The sequence below is a fragment of the Burkholderia sp. LFS061 genome (assembly GCF_047978125.1).
GTDB lineage: Bacteria > Pseudomonadota > Gammaproteobacteria > Burkholderiales > Burkholderiaceae > Burkholderia > Burkholderia pyrrocinia_C.
The window spans coordinates 17735-34932 of record NZ_JBFPFS010000043.1; the positions used below are offsets into that span (position 1 = coordinate 17735).

20 protein-coding genes and 1 pseudogene are annotated in these 17198 nt (G+C 66.8%); 11 read left to right on the plus strand and 10 right to left on the minus strand.

Annotated features, from left to right (window positions below; translation table 11 throughout):
- The first annotated feature begins 138 nt into the window (after nucleotides 1-138).
- Together ACNQQL_RS28670 and ACNQQL_RS28675 are read left to right on the plus strand one after the other, a co-directional pair.
- The gene (locus ACNQQL_RS28670) at nucleotides 139-573 is read left to right on the plus strand and encodes an NfeD family protein (RefSeq protein ID WP_072437101.1); all 435 of its coding nucleotides are present in this window, start codon (nucleotides 139-141) and stop codon (nucleotides 571-573) included.
- Nucleotides 574-606: 33 nt separating this feature from the next.
- Nucleotides 607-1542, plus strand: a complete 936-nt coding sequence (locus ACNQQL_RS28675; RefSeq protein ID WP_069745079.1) for an SPFH domain-containing protein — start codon at nucleotides 607-609, stop codon at nucleotides 1540-1542.
- Nucleotides 1543-1783: 241 nt separating this feature from the next.
- Here the strand turns inward: ACNQQL_RS28675 and smpB are convergent, their stop codons facing one another.
- Nucleotides 1784-2230, minus strand: a complete 447-nt coding sequence (smpB, locus tag ACNQQL_RS28680) for an SsrA-binding protein SmpB (protein ID WP_006478511.1) — start codon at nucleotides 2228-2230, stop codon at nucleotides 1784-1786.
- A gap of 98 nt (nucleotides 2231-2328) precedes the next feature.
- Here smpB and ACNQQL_RS28685 point away from each other — a divergent pair, with 98 nt between their 5' ends.
- Together ACNQQL_RS28685 and ACNQQL_RS28690 are read left to right on the plus strand one after the other, a co-directional pair.
- Nucleotides 2329-2766: a type II toxin-antitoxin system RatA family toxin gene (locus ACNQQL_RS28685; protein ID WP_034181130.1), complete on the plus strand. Its 438-nt coding sequence runs from the start codon at nucleotides 2329-2331 to the stop codon at nucleotides 2764-2766.
- A gap of 4 nt (nucleotides 2767-2770) precedes the next feature.
- Nucleotides 2771-3094 carry an RnfH family protein gene (locus ACNQQL_RS28690; RefSeq protein ID WP_034181131.1) on the plus strand — a complete coding sequence of 108 codons (324 nt, stop codon included), beginning with the start codon at nucleotides 2771-2773 and terminating at the stop codon, nucleotides 3092-3094.
- 52 nt (nucleotides 3095-3146) lie between these two features.
- On the opposite strand, the gene ACNQQL_RS28695 is transcribed toward ACNQQL_RS28690, so the two are convergent.
- The 3 genes from ACNQQL_RS28695 to ACNQQL_RS28705 all read right to left on the minus strand — a co-directional run bounded on the left by ACNQQL_RS28695 (nucleotide 3147) and on the right by ACNQQL_RS28705 (nucleotide 6239).
- The gene (locus ACNQQL_RS28695) at nucleotides 3147-4130 is read right to left on the minus strand and encodes a DMT family transporter (protein ID WP_347067396.1); all 984 of its coding nucleotides are present in this window, start codon (nucleotides 4128-4130) and stop codon (nucleotides 3147-3149) included.
- Nucleotides 4131-4300: 170 nt separating this feature from the next.
- On the minus strand, nucleotides 4301-4987 hold the full coding sequence (locus ACNQQL_RS28700; protein ID WP_347067398.1) for a glutaminyl-peptide cyclotransferase: 687 nt from the start codon (nucleotides 4985-4987) through the stop codon (nucleotides 4301-4303).
- Nucleotides 4988-5018: 31 nt separating this feature from the next.
- Nucleotides 5019-6239: a helix-turn-helix domain-containing protein gene (locus ACNQQL_RS28705; RefSeq protein ID WP_347067400.1), complete on the minus strand. Its 1221-nt coding sequence runs from the start codon at nucleotides 6237-6239 to the stop codon at nucleotides 5019-5021.
- Between the two features lie 114 nt (nucleotides 6240-6353).
- Here ACNQQL_RS28705 and ACNQQL_RS28710 point away from each other — a divergent pair, with 114 nt between their 5' ends.
- The 5 genes from ACNQQL_RS28710 to guaA all read left to right on the plus strand — a co-directional run bounded on the left by ACNQQL_RS28710 (nucleotide 6354) and on the right by guaA (nucleotide 12037).
- Nucleotides 6354-7118, plus strand: a complete 765-nt coding sequence (locus tag ACNQQL_RS28710) for a DUF899 domain-containing protein (protein WP_072437105.1) — start codon at nucleotides 6354-6356, stop codon at nucleotides 7116-7118.
- 31 nt (nucleotides 7119-7149) lie between these two features.
- The gene (locus ACNQQL_RS28715) at nucleotides 7150-7968 is read left to right on the plus strand and encodes a DUF2182 domain-containing protein (protein ID WP_347067402.1); all 819 of its coding nucleotides are present in this window, start codon (nucleotides 7150-7152) and stop codon (nucleotides 7966-7968) included.
- A gap of 278 nt (nucleotides 7969-8246) precedes the next feature.
- A complete protein-coding gene (guaB, locus tag ACNQQL_RS28720) occupies nucleotides 8247-9707 on the plus strand; it encodes an IMP dehydrogenase (protein WP_034181136.1) in 1461 nt (486 codons plus the stop codon).
- Nucleotides 9708-9713: 6 nt separating this feature from the next.
- Nucleotides 9714-10310, plus strand: a complete 597-nt coding sequence (locus ACNQQL_RS28725) for a hypothetical protein (protein WP_347067404.1) — start codon at nucleotides 9714-9716, stop codon at nucleotides 10308-10310.
- Nucleotides 10311-10417: 107 nt separating this feature from the next.
- A complete protein-coding gene (gene guaA, locus ACNQQL_RS28730) occupies nucleotides 10418-12037 on the plus strand; it encodes a glutamine-hydrolyzing GMP synthase (RefSeq protein WP_072437108.1) in 1620 nt (539 codons plus the stop codon).
- A gap of 56 nt (nucleotides 12038-12093) precedes the next feature.
- On the opposite strand, the gene ACNQQL_RS28735 is transcribed toward guaA, so the two are convergent.
- Nucleotides 12094-12243 carry a hypothetical protein gene (locus ACNQQL_RS28735; RefSeq protein ID WP_347067407.1) on the minus strand — a complete coding sequence of 50 codons (150 nt, stop codon included), beginning with the start codon at nucleotides 12241-12243 and terminating at the stop codon, nucleotides 12094-12096.
- A gap of 357 nt (nucleotides 12244-12600) precedes the next feature.
- On the opposite strand from ACNQQL_RS28735, the gene ACNQQL_RS28740 reads away from it, so the two are divergent.
- Nucleotides 12601-12894, plus strand: a complete 294-nt coding sequence (locus tag ACNQQL_RS28740) for a hypothetical protein (protein ID WP_347067408.1) — start codon at nucleotides 12601-12603, stop codon at nucleotides 12892-12894.
- Between the two features lie 197 nt (nucleotides 12895-13091).
- Here the strand turns inward: ACNQQL_RS28740 and ACNQQL_RS28745 are convergent, their stop codons facing one another.
- Nucleotides 13092-13709, minus strand: coding sequence for a 3'-5' exonuclease (locus ACNQQL_RS28745; RefSeq protein WP_347067410.1), 618 nt, complete (start codon nucleotides 13707-13709; stop codon nucleotides 13092-13094).
- Nucleotides 13710-14051: 342 nt separating this feature from the next.
- Between ACNQQL_RS28745 and ACNQQL_RS28750 the strand changes: the two genes are divergently transcribed.
- A complete protein-coding gene (locus ACNQQL_RS28750; protein WP_347067412.1) occupies nucleotides 14052-14648 on the plus strand; it encodes a 2'-5' RNA ligase family protein in 597 nt (198 codons plus the stop codon).
- Nucleotides 14649-14872: 224 nt separating this feature from the next.
- On the opposite strand, the gene ACNQQL_RS28755 is transcribed toward ACNQQL_RS28750, so the two are convergent.
- The 4 genes and pseudogenes from ACNQQL_RS28755 to ACNQQL_RS28770 form a co-directional block, all read right to left on the minus strand.
- Nucleotides 14873-15343 carry an acetyltransferase gene (locus tag ACNQQL_RS28755; RefSeq protein ID WP_347067414.1) on the minus strand — a complete coding sequence of 157 codons (471 nt, stop codon included), beginning with the start codon at nucleotides 15341-15343 and terminating at the stop codon, nucleotides 14873-14875.
- A 65-nt stretch (nucleotides 15344-15408) separates the two neighbouring features.
- Nucleotides 15409-15585 (minus strand): annotated as a pseudogene (locus ACNQQL_RS28760) (NAD(P)-binding domain-containing protein); the annotation flags it as partial.
- A gap of 185 nt (nucleotides 15586-15770) precedes the next feature.
- Nucleotides 15771-16112: a gamma-butyrobetaine hydroxylase-like domain-containing protein gene (locus ACNQQL_RS28765; RefSeq protein ID WP_204423644.1), complete on the minus strand. Its 342-nt coding sequence runs from the start codon at nucleotides 16110-16112 to the stop codon at nucleotides 15771-15773.
- Nucleotides 16109-17101 (minus strand): HEAT repeat domain-containing protein, encoded by a 993-nt coding sequence (locus ACNQQL_RS28770; RefSeq protein WP_347067417.1) that lies wholly within the window; start codon nucleotides 17099-17101, stop codon nucleotides 16109-16111. The genes ACNQQL_RS28765 and ACNQQL_RS28770 overlap by 4 nt, the downstream gene beginning before the upstream one ends.
- Between the last annotated feature and the right edge of the window lie 97 nt (nucleotides 17102-17198).

A 17198-nucleotide genomic window follows, 5' to 3' on the forward strand; every position in this document is an offset into this window, starting at 1 on the left:
GGACGCGCCGGGCCGCCCCAAGCGTGCCGACCGCCCCCTCGGGGGGGCGGTGAACGTGTCGATCCGGAGTAGCGCTTCAGCGCGTACTCCGATCCCATGCAACGCAAGTGAGCCTGGGGGCGTTTTCTGGAGACCACAATGATGTCGGGGCATCTGTTCTGGTGGGTCGCGGTGGGTGTGCTGGTCGTGGCCGAGTTGCTGACGGGCACGTTCTATCTGCTGATGATCGCGCTCGGCTTTCTCGCGGGCGGGTTGCTGCAACTGGCGGGTTTCGCGCCGCACGTGCAGTTCGGCGCGGCGGCCGTGGTGGCGATCGTCGCGATGATCGTGCTGCGCCGTTCGGGGCTCGGCCGCAAGCAGAAGCGCGACACGTCGACGAATCCCGACATCAATCTCGATATCGGTGCGACCGTTACGGTCGACGCGTGGCGTGACGGTCGTGCGCGCGTGCAGTATCGCGGCGCCGACTGGGACGTCGAGCTCGCGAACGGCGAGCGCGACGATGCGCACGTGTATCAGGTAAGCGCCGTGCGCGGCAACTGTCTCGTAGTCGTGGCGAAACCCGCGGGCTGATTGTCCGCCGATACAACAAGGAGGGAATAGTCCATGGATTCGCTGATCATCTGGGTTGTCCTGCTCGTCATCGCGATCGTGATCGTGTCGAAGACGGTGAAGATCGTGCCGCAGCAGCATGCGTGGGTGCTCGAGCGCTTCGGTCGCTATCACGCGACGCTGTCGCCGGGGCTGAACATCGTGCTGCCGTTCGTCGATCGCATCGCGTACCGGCACGTGCTGAAGGAAATTCCGCTCGACGTGCCGAGCCAGATCTGCATCACGCGCGACAACACGCAGCTTCAGGTCGACGGCGTGTTGTATTTCCAGGTGATGGACCCGATGAAGGCATCGTACGGGTCGAGCAACTTCGTGCTCGCGATCACGCAGTTGTCGCAAACGATGCTGCGCTCGGTAATCGGCAAGCTGGAGCTCGACAAGACCTTCGAGGAGCGCGACTTCATCAACCACAGCATCGTGTCGGCGCTCGACGAGGCCGCGGCGAACTGGGGCGTGAAAGTGCTGCGCTACGAGATCAAGGACCTGACGCCGCCGAAGGAGATTCTGCACGCGATGCAGGCGCAGATCACCGCCGAGCGCGAGAAGCGCGCGCTGATCGCCGCGTCCGAAGGCCGCAAGCAGGAGCAGATCAACCTCGCGTCGGGCGCGCGCGAGGCGGCGATCCAGAAGTCCGAAGGCGAGCGGCAGGCCGCGATCAACCAGGCGCAGGGCGAGGCGGCCGCGATTCTCGCGGTGGCCGAGGCGAACGCGCAGGCGATCCAGAAGATCGCGAGCGCGATCCAGTCGCAGGGCGGGATGGACGCGGTGAACCTGAAGGTCGCCGAGCAGTATGTCGGCGCGTTCTCGAATCTCGCGAAGCAGGGCAATACGCTGATCGTGCCGTCGAACCTGTCGGATCTCGGCAGTGCGATCGCATCGGCGATGTCGATCGTCAAGAACGCGTCGCCGGCCGCGGGCGGGAAGGGCTGAGCCGGACGCACTATGTGCCGACGGCTGCCGTATGCGATAGGCGTGCGGCGAATCGTCGCGCAGCCGGGCGGCCCGGATGAGGTCCGTCGGTTGCCGGCCGGCCCGTATCGTCAACCGAACCGGCGCGGCATCCGGAATCCCGCCGCCCGCGTCCGGTCGCCGATATGTGCGAATCACGCTTTACAAAGCGACACGGCCCGCTTCGAGCGGGCCGTGTCGTTTTCGATACGCGTCGCGCGCGTCAGGTGCCGGCGCGCATGATGCGCGCTTTCTCGCGTTCCCAGTCGCGCTTTTTCTCGGTTTCGCGCTTGTCGTGCAGCTTCTTGCCCTTCGCGAGCGCGATGTCGCACTTCACGCGGCCGCCCTTGTAGTGGAAGTTCAGCGGCACGAGCGTGTAGCCGCGCTGCTCGACCTTGCCGATCAGTTTCTTGATTTCCTCACGGTGCAGCAGCAGCTTGCGCGTGCGGACCGGGTCGGGCTTGATGTGCGTCGAGGCTTCGGGCAGCGGGCTGATATGGGTGCCGATCAGGAAGATCTCGGCGTTCTTCACCACGACGTAGCCTTCCTTGATCTGGCCTCGCCCGGCGCGCAGCGCCTTGACTTCCCAGCCCTCAAGCACGAGCCCCGCTTCGTAGCGTTCCTCGATGTGATAATCGAAGTGCGCTTTCCTGTTGTCGATGATGCTCATGAAAGGATCGGGCCAACTCGTTTAAAATCACGATTTTAGCAAAGCGGGGCGTGAATCGCCCGGCTTGCGTTCCCACCTTGAGCGATGCCGCGCGATTTATGGCAGATGTCCAGAAAACCGTATTGATCCGTCATTCGGCGGAACAGATGTTCGACCTCGTCACCGACGTGGCCGATTACCCCAATTTCCTGCCCTGGTGCGGCGGCGTCGAGATTCGCCGTCAGGACGACAGCGGGATGGAAGCGCGCATCGATATCAACTTCAAGGGCATCAAGCAGCATTTCGCGACGCGCAACACGCAGCAGCGTCCGACGCGGATCGACATGGAGTTCACGGACGGCCCGTTCAAGAAGTTCACGGGCTCGTGGCGCTTCACCGCGCTGCGCGCCGATGCGTGCAAGATCGAATTCGCGCTGCACTACGAGTTTTCGAGCATCCTGCTCGAGAAAATCATCGGGCCGGTGTTCAGCCACATCGCGAACACGTTCGTCGATTCGTTCGTGAAGCGTGCGGACCAGCGCTACGGGAAGGGGTGACGCGATGCTGTCGATCGAAGTCTGCTATGCGCTGCCGGACCGCCAGACGCTGATTCGGGTGTCGCTGCCCGAAGGCGCGACCGTTCGCTCAGCGATCGACGCGAGCGGCGTGCTCGCGCTGCACCCGGAGATCGACCTCGCGCAAGCGAAGACGGGCGTGTACGGCAAGCTCGCGCCGCTCGACGCGCCGCTCGCCGACCACGACCGCGTCGAGATCTACCGCCCGCTGATCGTCGATCCGAAGCTGGCGCGCCAGCGGCGCGTCGACAAGTCCCGCCGCGCCGGCTCCATCGAGGGCCGCAAATGGATGCACAAGGACGCGCGCTGACGCGCGATTCCGCTCCTTCCGCTCCGATTCGTCTGATCAAGCGCCGCGGCGCTCAGTGGGCCGCGGCGTTCGCGTTGACCGACGCGCTGCCCGGCGTGTCTCCGCCGGCGGGCGTGTCGTCGTGCTGTCGCACCGAGCCGTACACGCCTGCGAGCAGCAGCACCAGCGCGGCGATCTCGAGCGGGTGCGGCATCCGCTGGTCGTAGGCGAACGCGTAAAGCATCGCGAACACGGTTTCGAACACGATCAACTGACCCGACAGCGTGAGCGGCAACCGCTTCGACGCCGCATTCCACAGCCCGTTGCCGAGCCATGACGCGCCGATCGCGAGCACGAGATTCAGCAGCCAGAACAGTTGCCAGCGCGACGCCGGGACGGCCGCCTGCACCGTGCCGGCCGGCAGCGCGAGGATTGCGATCCAGCAGAGCGCGCCGATCAGGCCCGTCACGACACCCCACAGCACCGACCATTCGTTGCCGCCGAAATGATGATGGCGCTGCAGGTAGCGCGTGTTCGCGACCGCGTACCAGGTCCAGCTCGCGAGCGCGCCGGCTGCGCAGGCGATGCCAGCGAGCTTCTGGCCGAGCGTCGTCGCGTGCGCGGCCTCGGACGTGAACAGGTCGACGTTGATGCAAGCGATGCCCGCGATCACCAGTGCGAGCGGGACGGCAAGCCGCCGCAGCGGCACGGCGCCGTGGTCGCCGATGCCCGCGAGCGTGACGGTGACGGGCAGCACGCCGACGATCAGCGAACTGGGCGCGATGCCGATCAGGTGCACGGCGCCGGACAGCAGCATGTAGTACGCGACGTTGCCGACGACCGCGAGCTTCACGAGCGCGACCAGATCTTCGCGGGTCAGCCGCGCGAGCAGCGAGCGGGCGGCCGGCAGCGCGGCCGCGAGTGACACGACGCCATACATCGCGTAGCGGCCGGCGCTTAGCAGCAGCGGCGAGAAGTCGGTCAGCAGCCGCGGAACGAGAAACACCATGCCCCACAGGGCACCTGCGAGAACACCATAGACCACACCGCGTCGCATCGACCGCTCCGAACACATGACTGACGAGCGCGCATCTTAGCGACGCCGGTTCGGCGGCGTCTTGTCCATTCCTGCACTCGGGAAATGGCGGGGTTTCGACGTGCCGTGCGACGGAGCGGTCGCGATCCGTTCCTGGTTATCGAGGGTTCCACGGTTCGGTACGGTGCGAATCAGCCGTCGGCCGGGTCGGGCGTCGCACCGGCGCCGTCGCCCGACGCCCGCACGCGCGCCGGGCGACGCACGGTGCGCAGCTTGCCGCTGTTGCCGCCGCCGCAGTAGAAAAGATCGTGGCCGTCGGATTCGAGCCCCGACACGCCGACGCCGGGCGGCATGTCGACCTGCTCGAGCACCTGGCCCGTACGCGGATCGACGTGCCGCAAATCGCTCTGGTCGGCTTCCCAGGTGCCGTGCCACAGCTCGCCGTCGACCCACGTCACGCCGGTGACGAAGCGGTTCGATTCGATCGTGCGCAGCACGGCGCCCGATTCCGGATCGATCTGATGAATCTTGCGTTCGCGGTACTGGCCGACCCACAGCGTGCCTTCGGCCCACGCGAGCCCAGAGTCGGCGCCGCCGCCGGGTGCCGGGATCGTCGCGAGCACGCGGCCGGATTCCGGATCGATCTTCTCGATGCGGTCCTCGACGATCTGGAACAGGTGGCGGCCGTCGAACGCCGTGCCCGCATGCGCGGTGACGTCGAGCGAGCGGACGGTCGTGCCGCGCTCCGGATCGAGCGCATTCAGCTTGTCGCCGGACGCGTACCACACGTGCCGCCCGTCGAACGTGACGCCGTGCACGCCGTCGACGCCCGGAAACGGGCCGTACTCGCGAATGATGTCTGCATTGGAGCGTTTCATGTTCGTCACCTCGTCGTTCGGTGAGGCCATCCTAATCTCCCGGCAGCGCGGCAGGGAGTAACAAGGTCGTCGCGAATCCGGGCAGCGGCGGCGTCATCCAGCGGCGCGCGCGGCCGCGGCCGAGTGCCTGCACCTTGGCCGCTTCGGCGAGCGCGTCGAGCGCGCGCTGCACGGTGCGCTGGCTCGCGCCGAGCGCGAGCGCCAGCGCGGAGCTCGACCACGCCTCGCCGTCGGCGAGGAGCGCGAGCACGGCCGCGTGGCGATCGTCGACCGGGCGCGCGAGTACGACGGTCTCGCGCACGCCGAGCGGTTCGAGCGCGAAGCCGCGCGGCGTCGCGGTGACGTTCGCGAGCGGCCGCAGCACCGCTCGGAGCCGGCCGATCTCGACGCGCAGGCGCGCGCGATGCGATTCGTCCGCATGTTTCGCGCGGAACGCTGCGGCCACGAGCGCGTTTCTCGACACGTCGGCCGGCCATGCCTCGCCGAGCGCGCGGGCGAGCACGAACAGCACGGGGCGGCGCGCGAGCGACACGGTCGTGCGCGCGTCGCGCACCGTGTGGCGGCACGCATCGACGACGAGCGCATTCGACGCGAACAGCGTCTCGACTTCGTCGAGCTGAACGAGCCGCGACGTGCCGCGCGCGATGAGTCGCGCGGCCGGCGCATCAAGCACGCGCGCGGCGGTATCGACTTCGGCCGTCAGCGCGGCGATGCCGGCATCGTGGGCGGCTGCACGTGCACGGGCGAGCGCCGCGCGAGCCGCATGCGTGCGGATGCGGCGCATCGCGATGCCGGCCGCGATCAGTTCATGGGCGGCGCGCGACGCGGCCGGCAGCGGCGCGGGATCGAGATGCGCGAGCATCCGTTCGGCATCGTCGATGCGACCGATCAGCAGCAGCCGGCGCACGCCGAGATAACGCGCATGCGCGGCGTTCGCGCGGTCGCCGTGCGCGTCGAGCGTCGCGCACGCGGCGTCGAGCGCGCGCGTCGGCCAGCGGAGGTCGCGCGACGCGAGCGCGATCTCGGCTTCCGCGACGACGCAGCGCGCACGCGCCACGGCTTCCTTTACGCCGAACGCGCGCGCGGCGCCGCGCACGAGTGCCCGCGCGCGCTCGAAATCGCCGAGCTGAGCCATCGCGATTCCGCGCAGCGCGAGCGCCGGCGCATCGTCGCGCAGCGCGACGCGGTTCAGCGCGCCGAGCGCGTCACCGGCCGCGAGCGCGCGCGCGGCCGCGGTGATCAGCGAATCCATCCGAATCCCGACACACTTGTCACTCCCTCCGGCCCGATGCCGAGCACTAATCTAGCACCACGCACACGGCGCCGTACGCCGTGCCCGGATACCCATCGGAAGGAGGAACCCGCAATGACGACCCATCTCACCGGAACGCGCGACGAATGGCTGGCCGAGCGCAGGGCGCTGCTCGAAGCAGAAAAGGCGCTGACGCGGCAAAGCGACGAACTCGCGCGGCGGCGCCAGGCACTGCCTTGGGTGCGCGTCGACAAGACCTACCGGTTCGACACCGAAGAAGGGCAGGCGACGCTCGACGACCTGTTTCGCGGCCGTTCGCAACTGCTCGTTTATCACTTCATGTTCGGCCCCGACTACAAGGCCGGCTGCCCGTCGTGCTCGGCGCTCGCGGACGGTTTCGACGGTTTTGCCGTGCACCTGGCGAACCACGACGTGACGCTCGCGGCCGTGTCGCGCGCGCCGCTCGCGAAGCTGCTCGCGTACCGGCAGCGGATGGGGTGGACTTTCCCGTGGGCGTCGTCGGTCGGCAGCGATTTCAACTTCGACTTCAATGTGTCGTTCACCGAAACGCAGCGGCGCACGGGCGACGTCGAATACAACTACGCGAGGGCGGGACATGCGATGGACATGGATCCGCCGCCGGCGCCCGTCGTGCAGTTCGCGGCGACGTGCGGCACCGACGCGGCCACGTATTCGCTCGACCGGCCGGGGATGAGCGCGTTCGTGCGTGAGGACGGCGCCGTCTATCATACGTATTCGACCTATGCGCGCGGCCTCGACGGGCTGTGGGGGATGTACCAGTGGCTCGATCGCGCGCCGCGCGGGCGCAACGAGGCGGGCCCGTGGTGGCGCCGGCACGACGAATACGCGCGCGGCTGAGCGCGGGCCGGCGACGGGGCGGGAGCGTGCGATGACATGGCCGGCAACCGGCGACACGGGCCGCGATCGGCGCGCATTCGGCGCGGCGCTCGCCGCCGTGTTCGTCGCCGTGTTCGCCGCCGCGGCGATGGCGACACTGGCGCAGCACGCGTCGATGGACGCGATGGGCGGCGAACCGATGCCCGGCGGCTGGATGCTCTCGTCCGCATGGCTGCGGCCGTGCGGATGGGGCGCCGGACGCGCGTTCGCGGCGTTCGCCGGCATGTGGGGCGCGATGACGGTGACGATGATGCTTCCCGTGCTGGCGCCGACGCTCTGGCGATACCGGCAGCGCGTCGGCCAGCTGGGCGCGGCGCGCTCGACCTGGCTGGTCGTCGTCGCGGGCGCCGGGTATTTCGCGGTATGGATGGCGCTCGGCGCGGTGACGTTTGCGCTCGGCGGCGCGCTGACCGCCGCCGCGGCACGGCTGCCGGCGCTCGCCCGTGCGATGCCGTTCGCGGCCGGCGCGGTCGTGCTCGGCGCGGGCGTGTTGCAGTTCTCGGCGTGGAAGGCGCGCCGGCTGGCGTGCTGCCGGCACGCTGCGGCGGGCCCGCGCCGGTCGCGCCCGGATGCCGGCGCGGCCTGGCGGCACGGTGTGCGAACCGCGACGCGTTGCGGCGCCTGTTGCGGGAACCTGATGGCGATCGCGCTGGCGGCCGGCATGATGGATCTGCGCGTGATGGCCGCCATGACGGTCGCGATTGCCGCCGAGCGGCTGGCGCCGGCCGGCGAGCGCGTTGCGCGGCTGGTCGGCGGTATCGCGATCGGGGGCGGTCTCGCGATGATCGCGCGCGCGGCCGGGCTGGTATAAGACCGGGGAGGCGAGCCGATCCGGCGCGTTGCCGGGCCGCGGGCGACGGGTGCCGCGGCTGCCGTGTGGCCCGGCCGCGACAGGCGCGGTTGCCGCGGCGCAGCCCGTTGCGCGAATGGCTCGACGCGGCGGCGAAACGAAAGGCGATCGAAAACGAACCGAACGGCGATCCGAACGATTCGGCCCCCGGACGCATGAAAACGGCTAAGCCGTTGTTCGTGTTGTGAAAATTCGCAGCGCTTCGCGTATAATTCGCTTTTGCGCCCATAGGATTTGCCATGCGTCTGATCCAAAAAGCACTCACTTTCGATGACGTGCTCCTCGTACCCGCCTTTTCCGACGTTCTCCCGCGCGACACCAGCCTCAAGACCAAGCTGACCCGCAACATCTCCCTGAACATGCCGCTCGTGTCCGCCGCCATGGACACGGTCACCGAAGGTCGTCTCGCGATCGCGATGGCGCAGCAGGGTGGTGTCGGTATCGTCCACAAGAACCTCACGCCGGCCGAACAGGCCCGCGAGGTCGCGAAGGTCAAGCGTTTCGAGTCGGGTGTCGTCCGTGACCCGATCACGGTGCCGCCGCAAATGAAGGTGCGCGACGTGATCGCGCTGTCGCGCCAGCATGGCATCTCGGGGTTCCCGGTCGTCGAAGGCCCGCAGCTCGTCGGCATCGTCACGAACCGCGACCTGCGTTTCGAAACGCGCCTCGACGAGCCGGTCAAGTCGATCATGACGCCGCGCGAGCGCCTCGTCACGGTCAAGGAAGGCACGCCGCTCGCCGAAGCGAAGGCGCTGATGCACAGCCACCGCCTCGAGCGCGTGCTGGTCGTCAACGACGCGTTCGAACTGCGCGGCCTGATGACCGTCAAGGACATCACGAAGCAGACCGAGCACCCGGACGCGTGCAAGGACGAACACGGCAAGCTGCGCGCAGGCGCGGCGGTCGGCGTCGGTCCCGACAACGAAGAACGCGTCGAGCTGCTGGTGCAGGCCGGCGTCGACGTGATCGTCGTCGATACCGCGCACGGTCACAGCAAGGGCGTGCTCGAGCGCGTCCGCTGGGTCAAGCAGAATTTCCCGCACGTCGAGGTGATCGGCGGCAACATCGCGACGGCCGCTGCCGCGAAGGCGCTCGTCGAATACGGCGCGGACGCGGTCAAGGTCGGTATCGGCCCCGGCTCGATCTGCACGACGCGGATCGTCGCGGGCGTCGGCGTGCCGCAGATCAGCGCGATCGCGAACGTCGCGGAAGCGCTGAAGGGCACCGGTGTGCCGTGCATCGCCGACGGCGGCGTGCGTTTCTCGGGCGACGTGTCGAAGGCCCTCGCGGCCGGCGCGAACGCGGTGATGATGGGCAGCATGCTGGCGGGCACCGAAGAGTCGCCGGGCGACGTGTTCCTGTACCAGGGCCGCCAGTACAAGGCGTACCGCGGCATGGGTTCGGTCGGTGCGATGAAGGACGGCGCGGCAGACCGCTACTTCCAGGACAACTCGGCGAACATCGACAAGCTCGTGCCGGAAGGCATCGAAGGCCGCGTCGCGTACAAGGGTTCGGTCAACGCGATCCTGTTCCAGCTGGTCGGCGGCGTGCGAGCCAGCATGGGCTACTGCGGCTGCCGGACGATCGACGAGCTGCACGACAAGGCCGAATTCGTCCAGATCACCGCTGCGGGCATGCGCGAGTCGCACGTGCACGACGTGCAGATCACGAAGGAAGCGCCGAACTACCACGTGGACTGACCGCCGATGAAACCGCTGCTGCGAGCCGTGCTGATCATCGATGCCGTGCTGCTGCTGGCGTTCGGCGTGCTGTTCGTGCTGACGCCCTGGCAGTCGCTCTTCAACGCGCTGCAGCTTGCGAACATCCAGCCGGCGATGCTCGGCCAGGCGTTCGGCATCGCATTGCTCGGGCTCGCGTGGCTCGCGTTTCATGCGGCGTTCAACGGCGATCTCACGGCGCCCGTCGCGCGGTCGGTCGGCCACGTGTACTGGCTGACCGGCGTGCTGACGATCGTCTGGTCGATCGGCACCGGCAGCGGTCCCGCGCTCGCGGCCGCCGGCCGGGTGTTGTCGGCCGTGGCCGGGGTCGCGCTGATCGTGCTCGGCCTCGGCGGCGTGCGGCTCGCATCGGCCGTGCGCCGGCGCGAGAAGGCGCAGGCGCTCGACGCGCGCGCACCGGCGCAGCGTCCGGCCGAGCCGGCGATGGCGCCGGCGTCGCCGCCCGCACCGCAGCGCGTCGAACCCATCGTTAGCCGTCCCGCGGCGCCCGCCGCGCCGTCGTCGGCCGCGTCCAGCCAATCAGGCGGCGTCGCACTCGACGAGCGCCCGCCGATGCAGGATTGACCGGCCATGCGTCGCGCGTGCCGCCTGCCGCCCGACGCCGCTGTCCATGCTATTGACGCAGCGCTTCGTGCGCTGCTTTTCTTATTCTCTTCATCCCGTCCGCAGCCATGCACGACAAAATCCTGATTCTCGACTTCGGTTCGCAAGTCACCCAACTGATTGCGCGACGCGTGCGTGAAGCGCACGTCTACTGCGAAATCCATCCGAACGATGTGTCCGACGACTTCGTCCGCGAGTTCGCGCCGAAGGCGGTGATCCTGTCGGGCAGCCACGCGAGCACGTACGAAGACCACCAGCTGCGCGCGCCGCAGGCCGTGTGGGATCTCGGCGTGCCGGTGCTCGGCATCTGCTACGGCATGCAGACGATGGCCGTGCAACTCGGCGGCAAGGTCGAGTGGAGCGACCATCGCGAATTCGGCTATGCGGAAATGCGCGCGCACGGCCATACGCGGCTGCTCGACGGCATCGAGGATTTCACGACGGCCGAAGGCCACGGGATGCTGAAGGTCTGGATGAGCCACGGCGACAAGGTCGCCGAGCTGCCGCCGGGCTTCGCGCTGATGGCATCGACGCCGAGCTGCCCGATCGCCGGCATGGCCGACGAGGCGCGCGGCTACTACGCGGTGCAGTTCCACCCGGAAGTCACGCATACAGTGAAGGGCCGCCAGATCATCGAGCGCTTCGTACTGCAGATCGCCGGCGCGAAGCCCGACTGGATCATGCGCAACCACATCGAGGAAGCCGTCGCGAAGATCCGCGAGCAGGTCGGTGACGAGGAAGTGATTCTCGGCCTGTCGGGTGGCGTCGATTCGAGCGTCGCGGCCGCGCTGATCCATCGCGCGATCGGCGACCAGCTCACCTGCGTGTTCGTCGACCATGGCCTGCTGCGCCTGAACGAGGGCAAGATGGTGCTCGACATGTTCGAGGGCCGCCTGCACGCGAAGGTCGTGCACGTCGACGCGTCCGACCAGTTCCTCGGCCACCTGGCCGGCGTGACCGATCCGGAAGCGAAGCGCAAGATCATCGGCCGCGAGTTCGTCGAAGTGTTCCAGGCCGAGGCGAAGAAGCTGTCGAAGGCGAAGTGGCTCGCGCAGGGCACGATCTATCCGGACGTGGTCGAATCGGGCGGCACGAAGACGAAGAAGGCGACGACGATCAAGAGTCACCACAACGTCGGCGGCCTGCCGGAAACGCTCGGCCTGAAGCTGCTCGAGCCGCTGCGCGACCTGTTCAAGGACGAAGTGCGCGAGCTGGGCGTCGCGCTCGGCCTGCCGCCGGAGATGGTGTATCGCCATCCGTTCCCGGGCCCGGGCCTCGGCGTGCGGATCCTCGGCGAAGTGAAGCGCGAATACGCCGACCTGCTGCGCCGCGCGGACGCGATCTTCATCGAGGAACTGCGCAACACGACCGCGACCGCGCAGGATGCGGCTGCCGGCCTGTGCGGCGAGGCCGATGTCGGCAAGAGCTGGTACGACCTGACGAGCCAGGCGTTCGCGGTGTTCCTGCCGGTGAAGTCGGTCGGCGTGATGGGCGACGGCCGCACGTACGACTACGTGACGTCGCTGCGCGCAGTGCAGACGACCGATTTCATGACCGCACACTGGGCGCACCTGCCGTACGCGCTGCTCGGCCGCGCGTCGAACCGGATCATCAACGAGGTGCGCGGGATCAACCGTGTCGTGTACGACATCTCGGGGAAGCCGCCGGCGACGATCGAGTGGGAGTGATCTGGTGTCCGGCACTGGCCGGCATCCGTTGGCAGTAAAACACACCTAAGCCCGCGTCACAGCGGGCTTTTTTCGTTTTTGGCCTGGCAGGTGCCATCGCCCGGTTGGAGCATCGCGCGGATTTCGTGTTTCATCGACAAGAACACACCGAGAACATTCGTGCGCCATGAGGCGTCGCCGGTACCTTTATTTCTGCTCTCGTTCAACCGGCGGCTCCGCTCATCGACTGCGCCATGCCGTACCCAATCGTTACCTGCAACCAGTTGAAGCGCAAAAGGCGCGGATTGAAACAGCGTTCGCGTGCTGTGTAGCGAGGCCGCTTGATGGAGAAGTCGTTAAACGACGTGCTGCTACCCCCAATTTCGCCGCGACTGTAATCGAGCGTAATTGATTGCTCTGCGCGCTCAGCCTAATTTCTTCCTGGCAGGGGCTCTTCGCGAATGGCTGGCCCAAGCCGCCACGGAGATTGTGATGAACGTTATCGATGCGTGACTCGCGCAAGCCAGATTCGGGCTATACGACCCTGGCTTTCGGTTTTTCAACTCACAGCAGGAGAAATTGTCATGTCGAACGAAAAATTCAGCGAAATTCAAAGGCTCGCGGAGAATGCGGACGATTTGAAACGCGTAGAGGTTGAGTCAATCCAGCTGGGCTATTGGGACAAGCAGGATACCCTTCCTTTCATGCTCAATAACGAGGGGGGGAATTCGTTTGCAGTGAATGCCTCGAACACGGCGTTGCTGATCCAGATTGGAAACGCGCTCACAGCGCTTGGGCAGAAGCGGAAGGTCGTGGCCTATCTGGGAGACCTCAGCCACGGAGGTACCCTCAAAGTGCTCCTGATCGGCCTTGAATAGTACGAAAAATAAGTCGCGACTCAGTGAGTCAGCGTCGTGGGCGGCCACAAAATGGCCGTCCTGCCGTTTCCTTGTATTAGTAGACTGCCCCCGGTTTTAAAACCGGGGGCAGGTCAGACAAGAAAACGGCTTGGCAGGTTGCCAAGCCGCTTTTCGTTAATGGATTGCGCAAGTCAGAGCCATCGCGCCTCGGTTTCTCATGCGGGCGTGCCCACGAGCGAACGCAGGTATGTTGGCACGTTCGCCTTCGCCGTTGCCTGGACACGTGTCATGAGCGCGTGATCGATACGATCCAGTCCATAAGTCCGTGCAATGTCCTGCTGCAGCCGGCACCACAGATGGCCGGCCATCTCGGCATCGACCATCGCCCGGTGCGCACGTCCCGATTTCGGCAATCGCAGCATGTCTGCGAGGCTCGACAGGCGATGGCTCAGTGCGTCCGGGTAAATGCGTCGCGCGACGAGCATCGTGCAGGCAAAGGCATGCTCGGCCGACATGCCGAGAAGCCCGAGTTCTGCCTGCCAGAACCGCTTGTCGAAACCGGCGTTGTGGGCGACGACCGCATGCTTGCCAACGAACGCCGCCGCTTCCTTCATGACTTTTGACGCCGGGGGAGCCGATGCAATCATGTCGTTCGTGATGCCGGTCAGCGCGACGACATCGGACGGTATGCGTTTGCCCGCATTCATCAAGCTCTGGAAACGGTCGACGACTTGTCCGTCGCGTAGAAGGATCACGGCAATTTCGGTGGCACGGTCGCCCAGATTCGGCGAAAGCCCGGTTGTTTCGAAGTCCAGTACCGCGACGGTTTGCATGGTTGAATCCTGGTGCTTCATGCGGTGGCGTTTAGTTTGGCCAAGAGGTTAGCATCATCGGGCCTGTGAAAGACTCGTTCAGTTCGAGAAACGATCGTTCTTGCCATTTCCCCGCTTGCGATCCGGTGCCATGCGGTTGCTGTCGACGTCCAATTCCAAAACGGGTCCTTGATGTCTTGATACCAAGTCCGGCGCTCGGTGCATCGTTGGCAGCTTGCCGCATCGGATGATGCAGGCGCCCGACAGGGATACCTGCCGGGCGTTGTTGTTTGCGCGACGGAAGGGTTGTCTTCCGATCGACGATAATGGAGACGTTGCCATCGGCGTATCTGCAATATGGCCATGACTCAGCTGACGCTACCCGGATTCGACGTGCCGCCACCGGTTCCCGAGCATCGCTTTTTCTTCGCTGCGATGCCCGATCCAGCGGCGGCTGCATGTATTGCCGGAATGACTGAAGGCTTGCAGTCAGGGAAGCCTGGGGAGCGCGGGGTGCTGCACACCGAGCGTCTGCATGTCACGCTGTACTCCCTGGGCGACTTTGCTTATGTGCCGGGCGCCATCATCGCGCGTGCATGTGCCGCGGCGGATCGCATCGATGTGCCGTCTTTCGGCGTCACCTTCGATCGGCTCGTCAGCTTCAATGGGCGGCCGGGCCATCGGCCTCTGGTACTGACTGGGAACGCGGGGCTGGAAATATTGATCGATTTTCAGCAGCAACTTCGAGATGCCCTTGGAAAGGCAGGTCTGCGTGTTTCAGGTGCGCGTTTCACGCCCCACGTGACGTTGCTGTACGGCGAACGCAGGCCCGATCAGTACAGGATCGATCCGATTACGTGGACCGTCCGCGAATTCGTCCTGATTCACAGTTGGCTCCGCAGGACGCACTACGATGTAATAGGGCGCTGGCCGCTGACGAACCGCAGTTCGTCGGCGTGATCGTATGTTGGAAGCCCGCTCCGGTCGTCGACCATCCGGATCGAGCCCATGGTTTGCCGTGCGCGCTGCCTGATGCTGAATCCGATCGGATCGCTGTAAATCTCCCGTTTAGCTGCGATGCATGGATTGCATGGGTATCGCGCAATCGAAGGCGAGCGAGTGCTTCGGGGCGTTCGGTGCGTGGTTGGCAAGCGGCGCGGCAGGCGATGCCGCGCAAGTCCAAGTCACGCGTTTTCCTGCGACCGGCCAGACGCGATCGCGCCGCGATAGCGAAGGTGGACCAGCGGATAAGGCCGCCCCTGTCCGTCGAGCGCCGATCGCCCGCAGCGCTCGAATCCGAGCCTTTCATAGAATCCCGCCGCCGATTCGTTCTGCTCGTTGACGTCGGTCGACAGGTCGGGATGGCGCCTGAGCGCTTCTTCCACGAGCAGGCGCCCGATGCCCGCGCCATGGTGAGCGGGATCGATGAACAGCGCTGCCATGTGACTGCCGTCGAGCAGCATGAAGCCGATCGGCCGATCGGCCTCGTCGACGGCCACATCGAGCGGCGCGCCGGGCAGAAACGGCTCGACTTCGGCATCGATCGCGCGTCGGTCGGTGTCGCTCAGGAAGTGATGCGTCGCGTCGACCGCGCTGCGCCAGATATCCAGCACGCGTGAGCCATCGGCCTGGGTGGATTTGCGGATTCTGATCATGGCTTGATTTGTCGTGGTTCGGATGTCCGTTCGACGGCTCGTCGCGCGACGTCCTGGACCCCCGGGCTCATCAGCAGATCGTCCCGATCGAGTTCCGCGAGATCGAACCAGCCTGCCTCGAGCGCACCATCGCTGCTGTTCGAACGGCTCTGCACGACGAGCGGCGAGCCGGCCCGCGCAAGGTTGAGCGCCATCGGCGTGCCTGTCACGCCGAGGCCGATGAATCCGACTGCCGTTTGCATGTCCTGGCTCCTGTGGAAAAGGGGCGCGCAGCGCGCAGGCGTCAGTATCGCAGCGTTTCAGGAGGCATGACGGCGGCGCGCGAAGGTTTCGGCGGCAACGTCGAGTGCGCCGGGCAGGCGCGGTGCATATCGAGGCATGCTGCGAGCCGGAACGGCGTACCGATGCGAGGCTGGCCCGCCGGTGGTCAGTTCGCGAGATCGCCGAACTTGCGCACGCAATGCGTGCCGAGGTCCGGATCCGTCGCGCGTTTTCCGAGTTCCGCCAGATACGGCCACGGATAGATGCCGCGAGCATGACCGTCGCCGAACAGCAGGCGAATGCCGTAACCGGCCGCTTCCACATCGTCCAGCGTCACGTCCGGTCGCGCGTCGACCACGCCTGCGCCGAACCGGATCTTGCGGCAAGCAGCGCACGGGCAACTGCTGCGCAACAGCACGTAATCGATGCGTTGCATGTCGCCGCCCGGCCAGCGCAGCGTCAACACACGAGCAGCGTGGTCGAGCACGATTTCGGTCGGCGGCGTCATCGCGCCTCTCCGATCTGCCGGATTGCGATCCGCACGGCCTTGCGCACTTCGGGATCGCGATCGTCGAGTGCGTCGTGCAGTGCAGGCAGCGTGCCGGGGTCGCGCAGTTCGCCGAGCGCGAGCGCGGCTTCCTTGCGCAGATTGCTGATCGTATGCGGGAGCAGCGCGGCGACGGCCGGCGCCGCAGCCGCATCGCGCAACTGTCCGAGCGCGCGCACGGCGCGCAATCGCACTTGCCAGTAGTCGTCGTCGAGCGCGGCGACGAGTTGGTCACGCGCGACCGCGACACGCGGCTTGCCGAGCGTTGCGGCCGATTCTTCGCGTACCTGCCATGTGGCGTCGCGCAATGCGGCGAGCAGTGCGGCGATGACGGTCGTGTCGTCCGATGCCGCGAATCCGAGCGCGCCGACCGCGACGCGCCGCACGTCCGCATCGGCATCGGTCGTCGCGACGCGCGCGAGCGGCGACAACGCGCGTATATCCCTGAGCCAGCCGAGCACGGCGACGGCCTCGGCACGCACGGCGGTGGCGTCGGCGTCGAGCGCGCGCAACGCAGGCGCGAACGCATCGGGATCGCGCAATTCGCGCAGCCCGCGCAGCACGGCGCTGCGCACGAACAGCTCGGGCCGGTCGGCCCAGCCGCACAGCACGGCGCCCGATGCCGCGTCCTTCAGTTCGGACAGGCTCTGCGCAGCGGTCGCGCGCACGCCGTCGTCCGGATCGAGCAGCGCGCGGCACAGCGCGTCGACGACGTCGGGTTGTTCCCAGGCGCCGAGCACGCGGGCCGCCTCGCTGCGCACGTCGGCGGTCGGGTCGTCGCGCAGCGCCGCGACGAACGCGGGAATGAAACCGGATTCCTCGAGATCGGCGAGTTCGAGCAGCGCTATGCGGCGCACGGATGCGTCGGGCGCAGCGAGGCGGGCGACGAGCGCGGCACGATCCGGATCGAGTGTGCCGGGCAGCGAGGAGGTGGAAGAGAAATCGGTCATGGGGAAAAGGTCGGTTCGATGAAAGGGCGGGTGCTCACGGAGCGCGGTGCATGGGCGATGCGAACCTGGCGAACGCCGGCCCCATCACGTCGTCGAT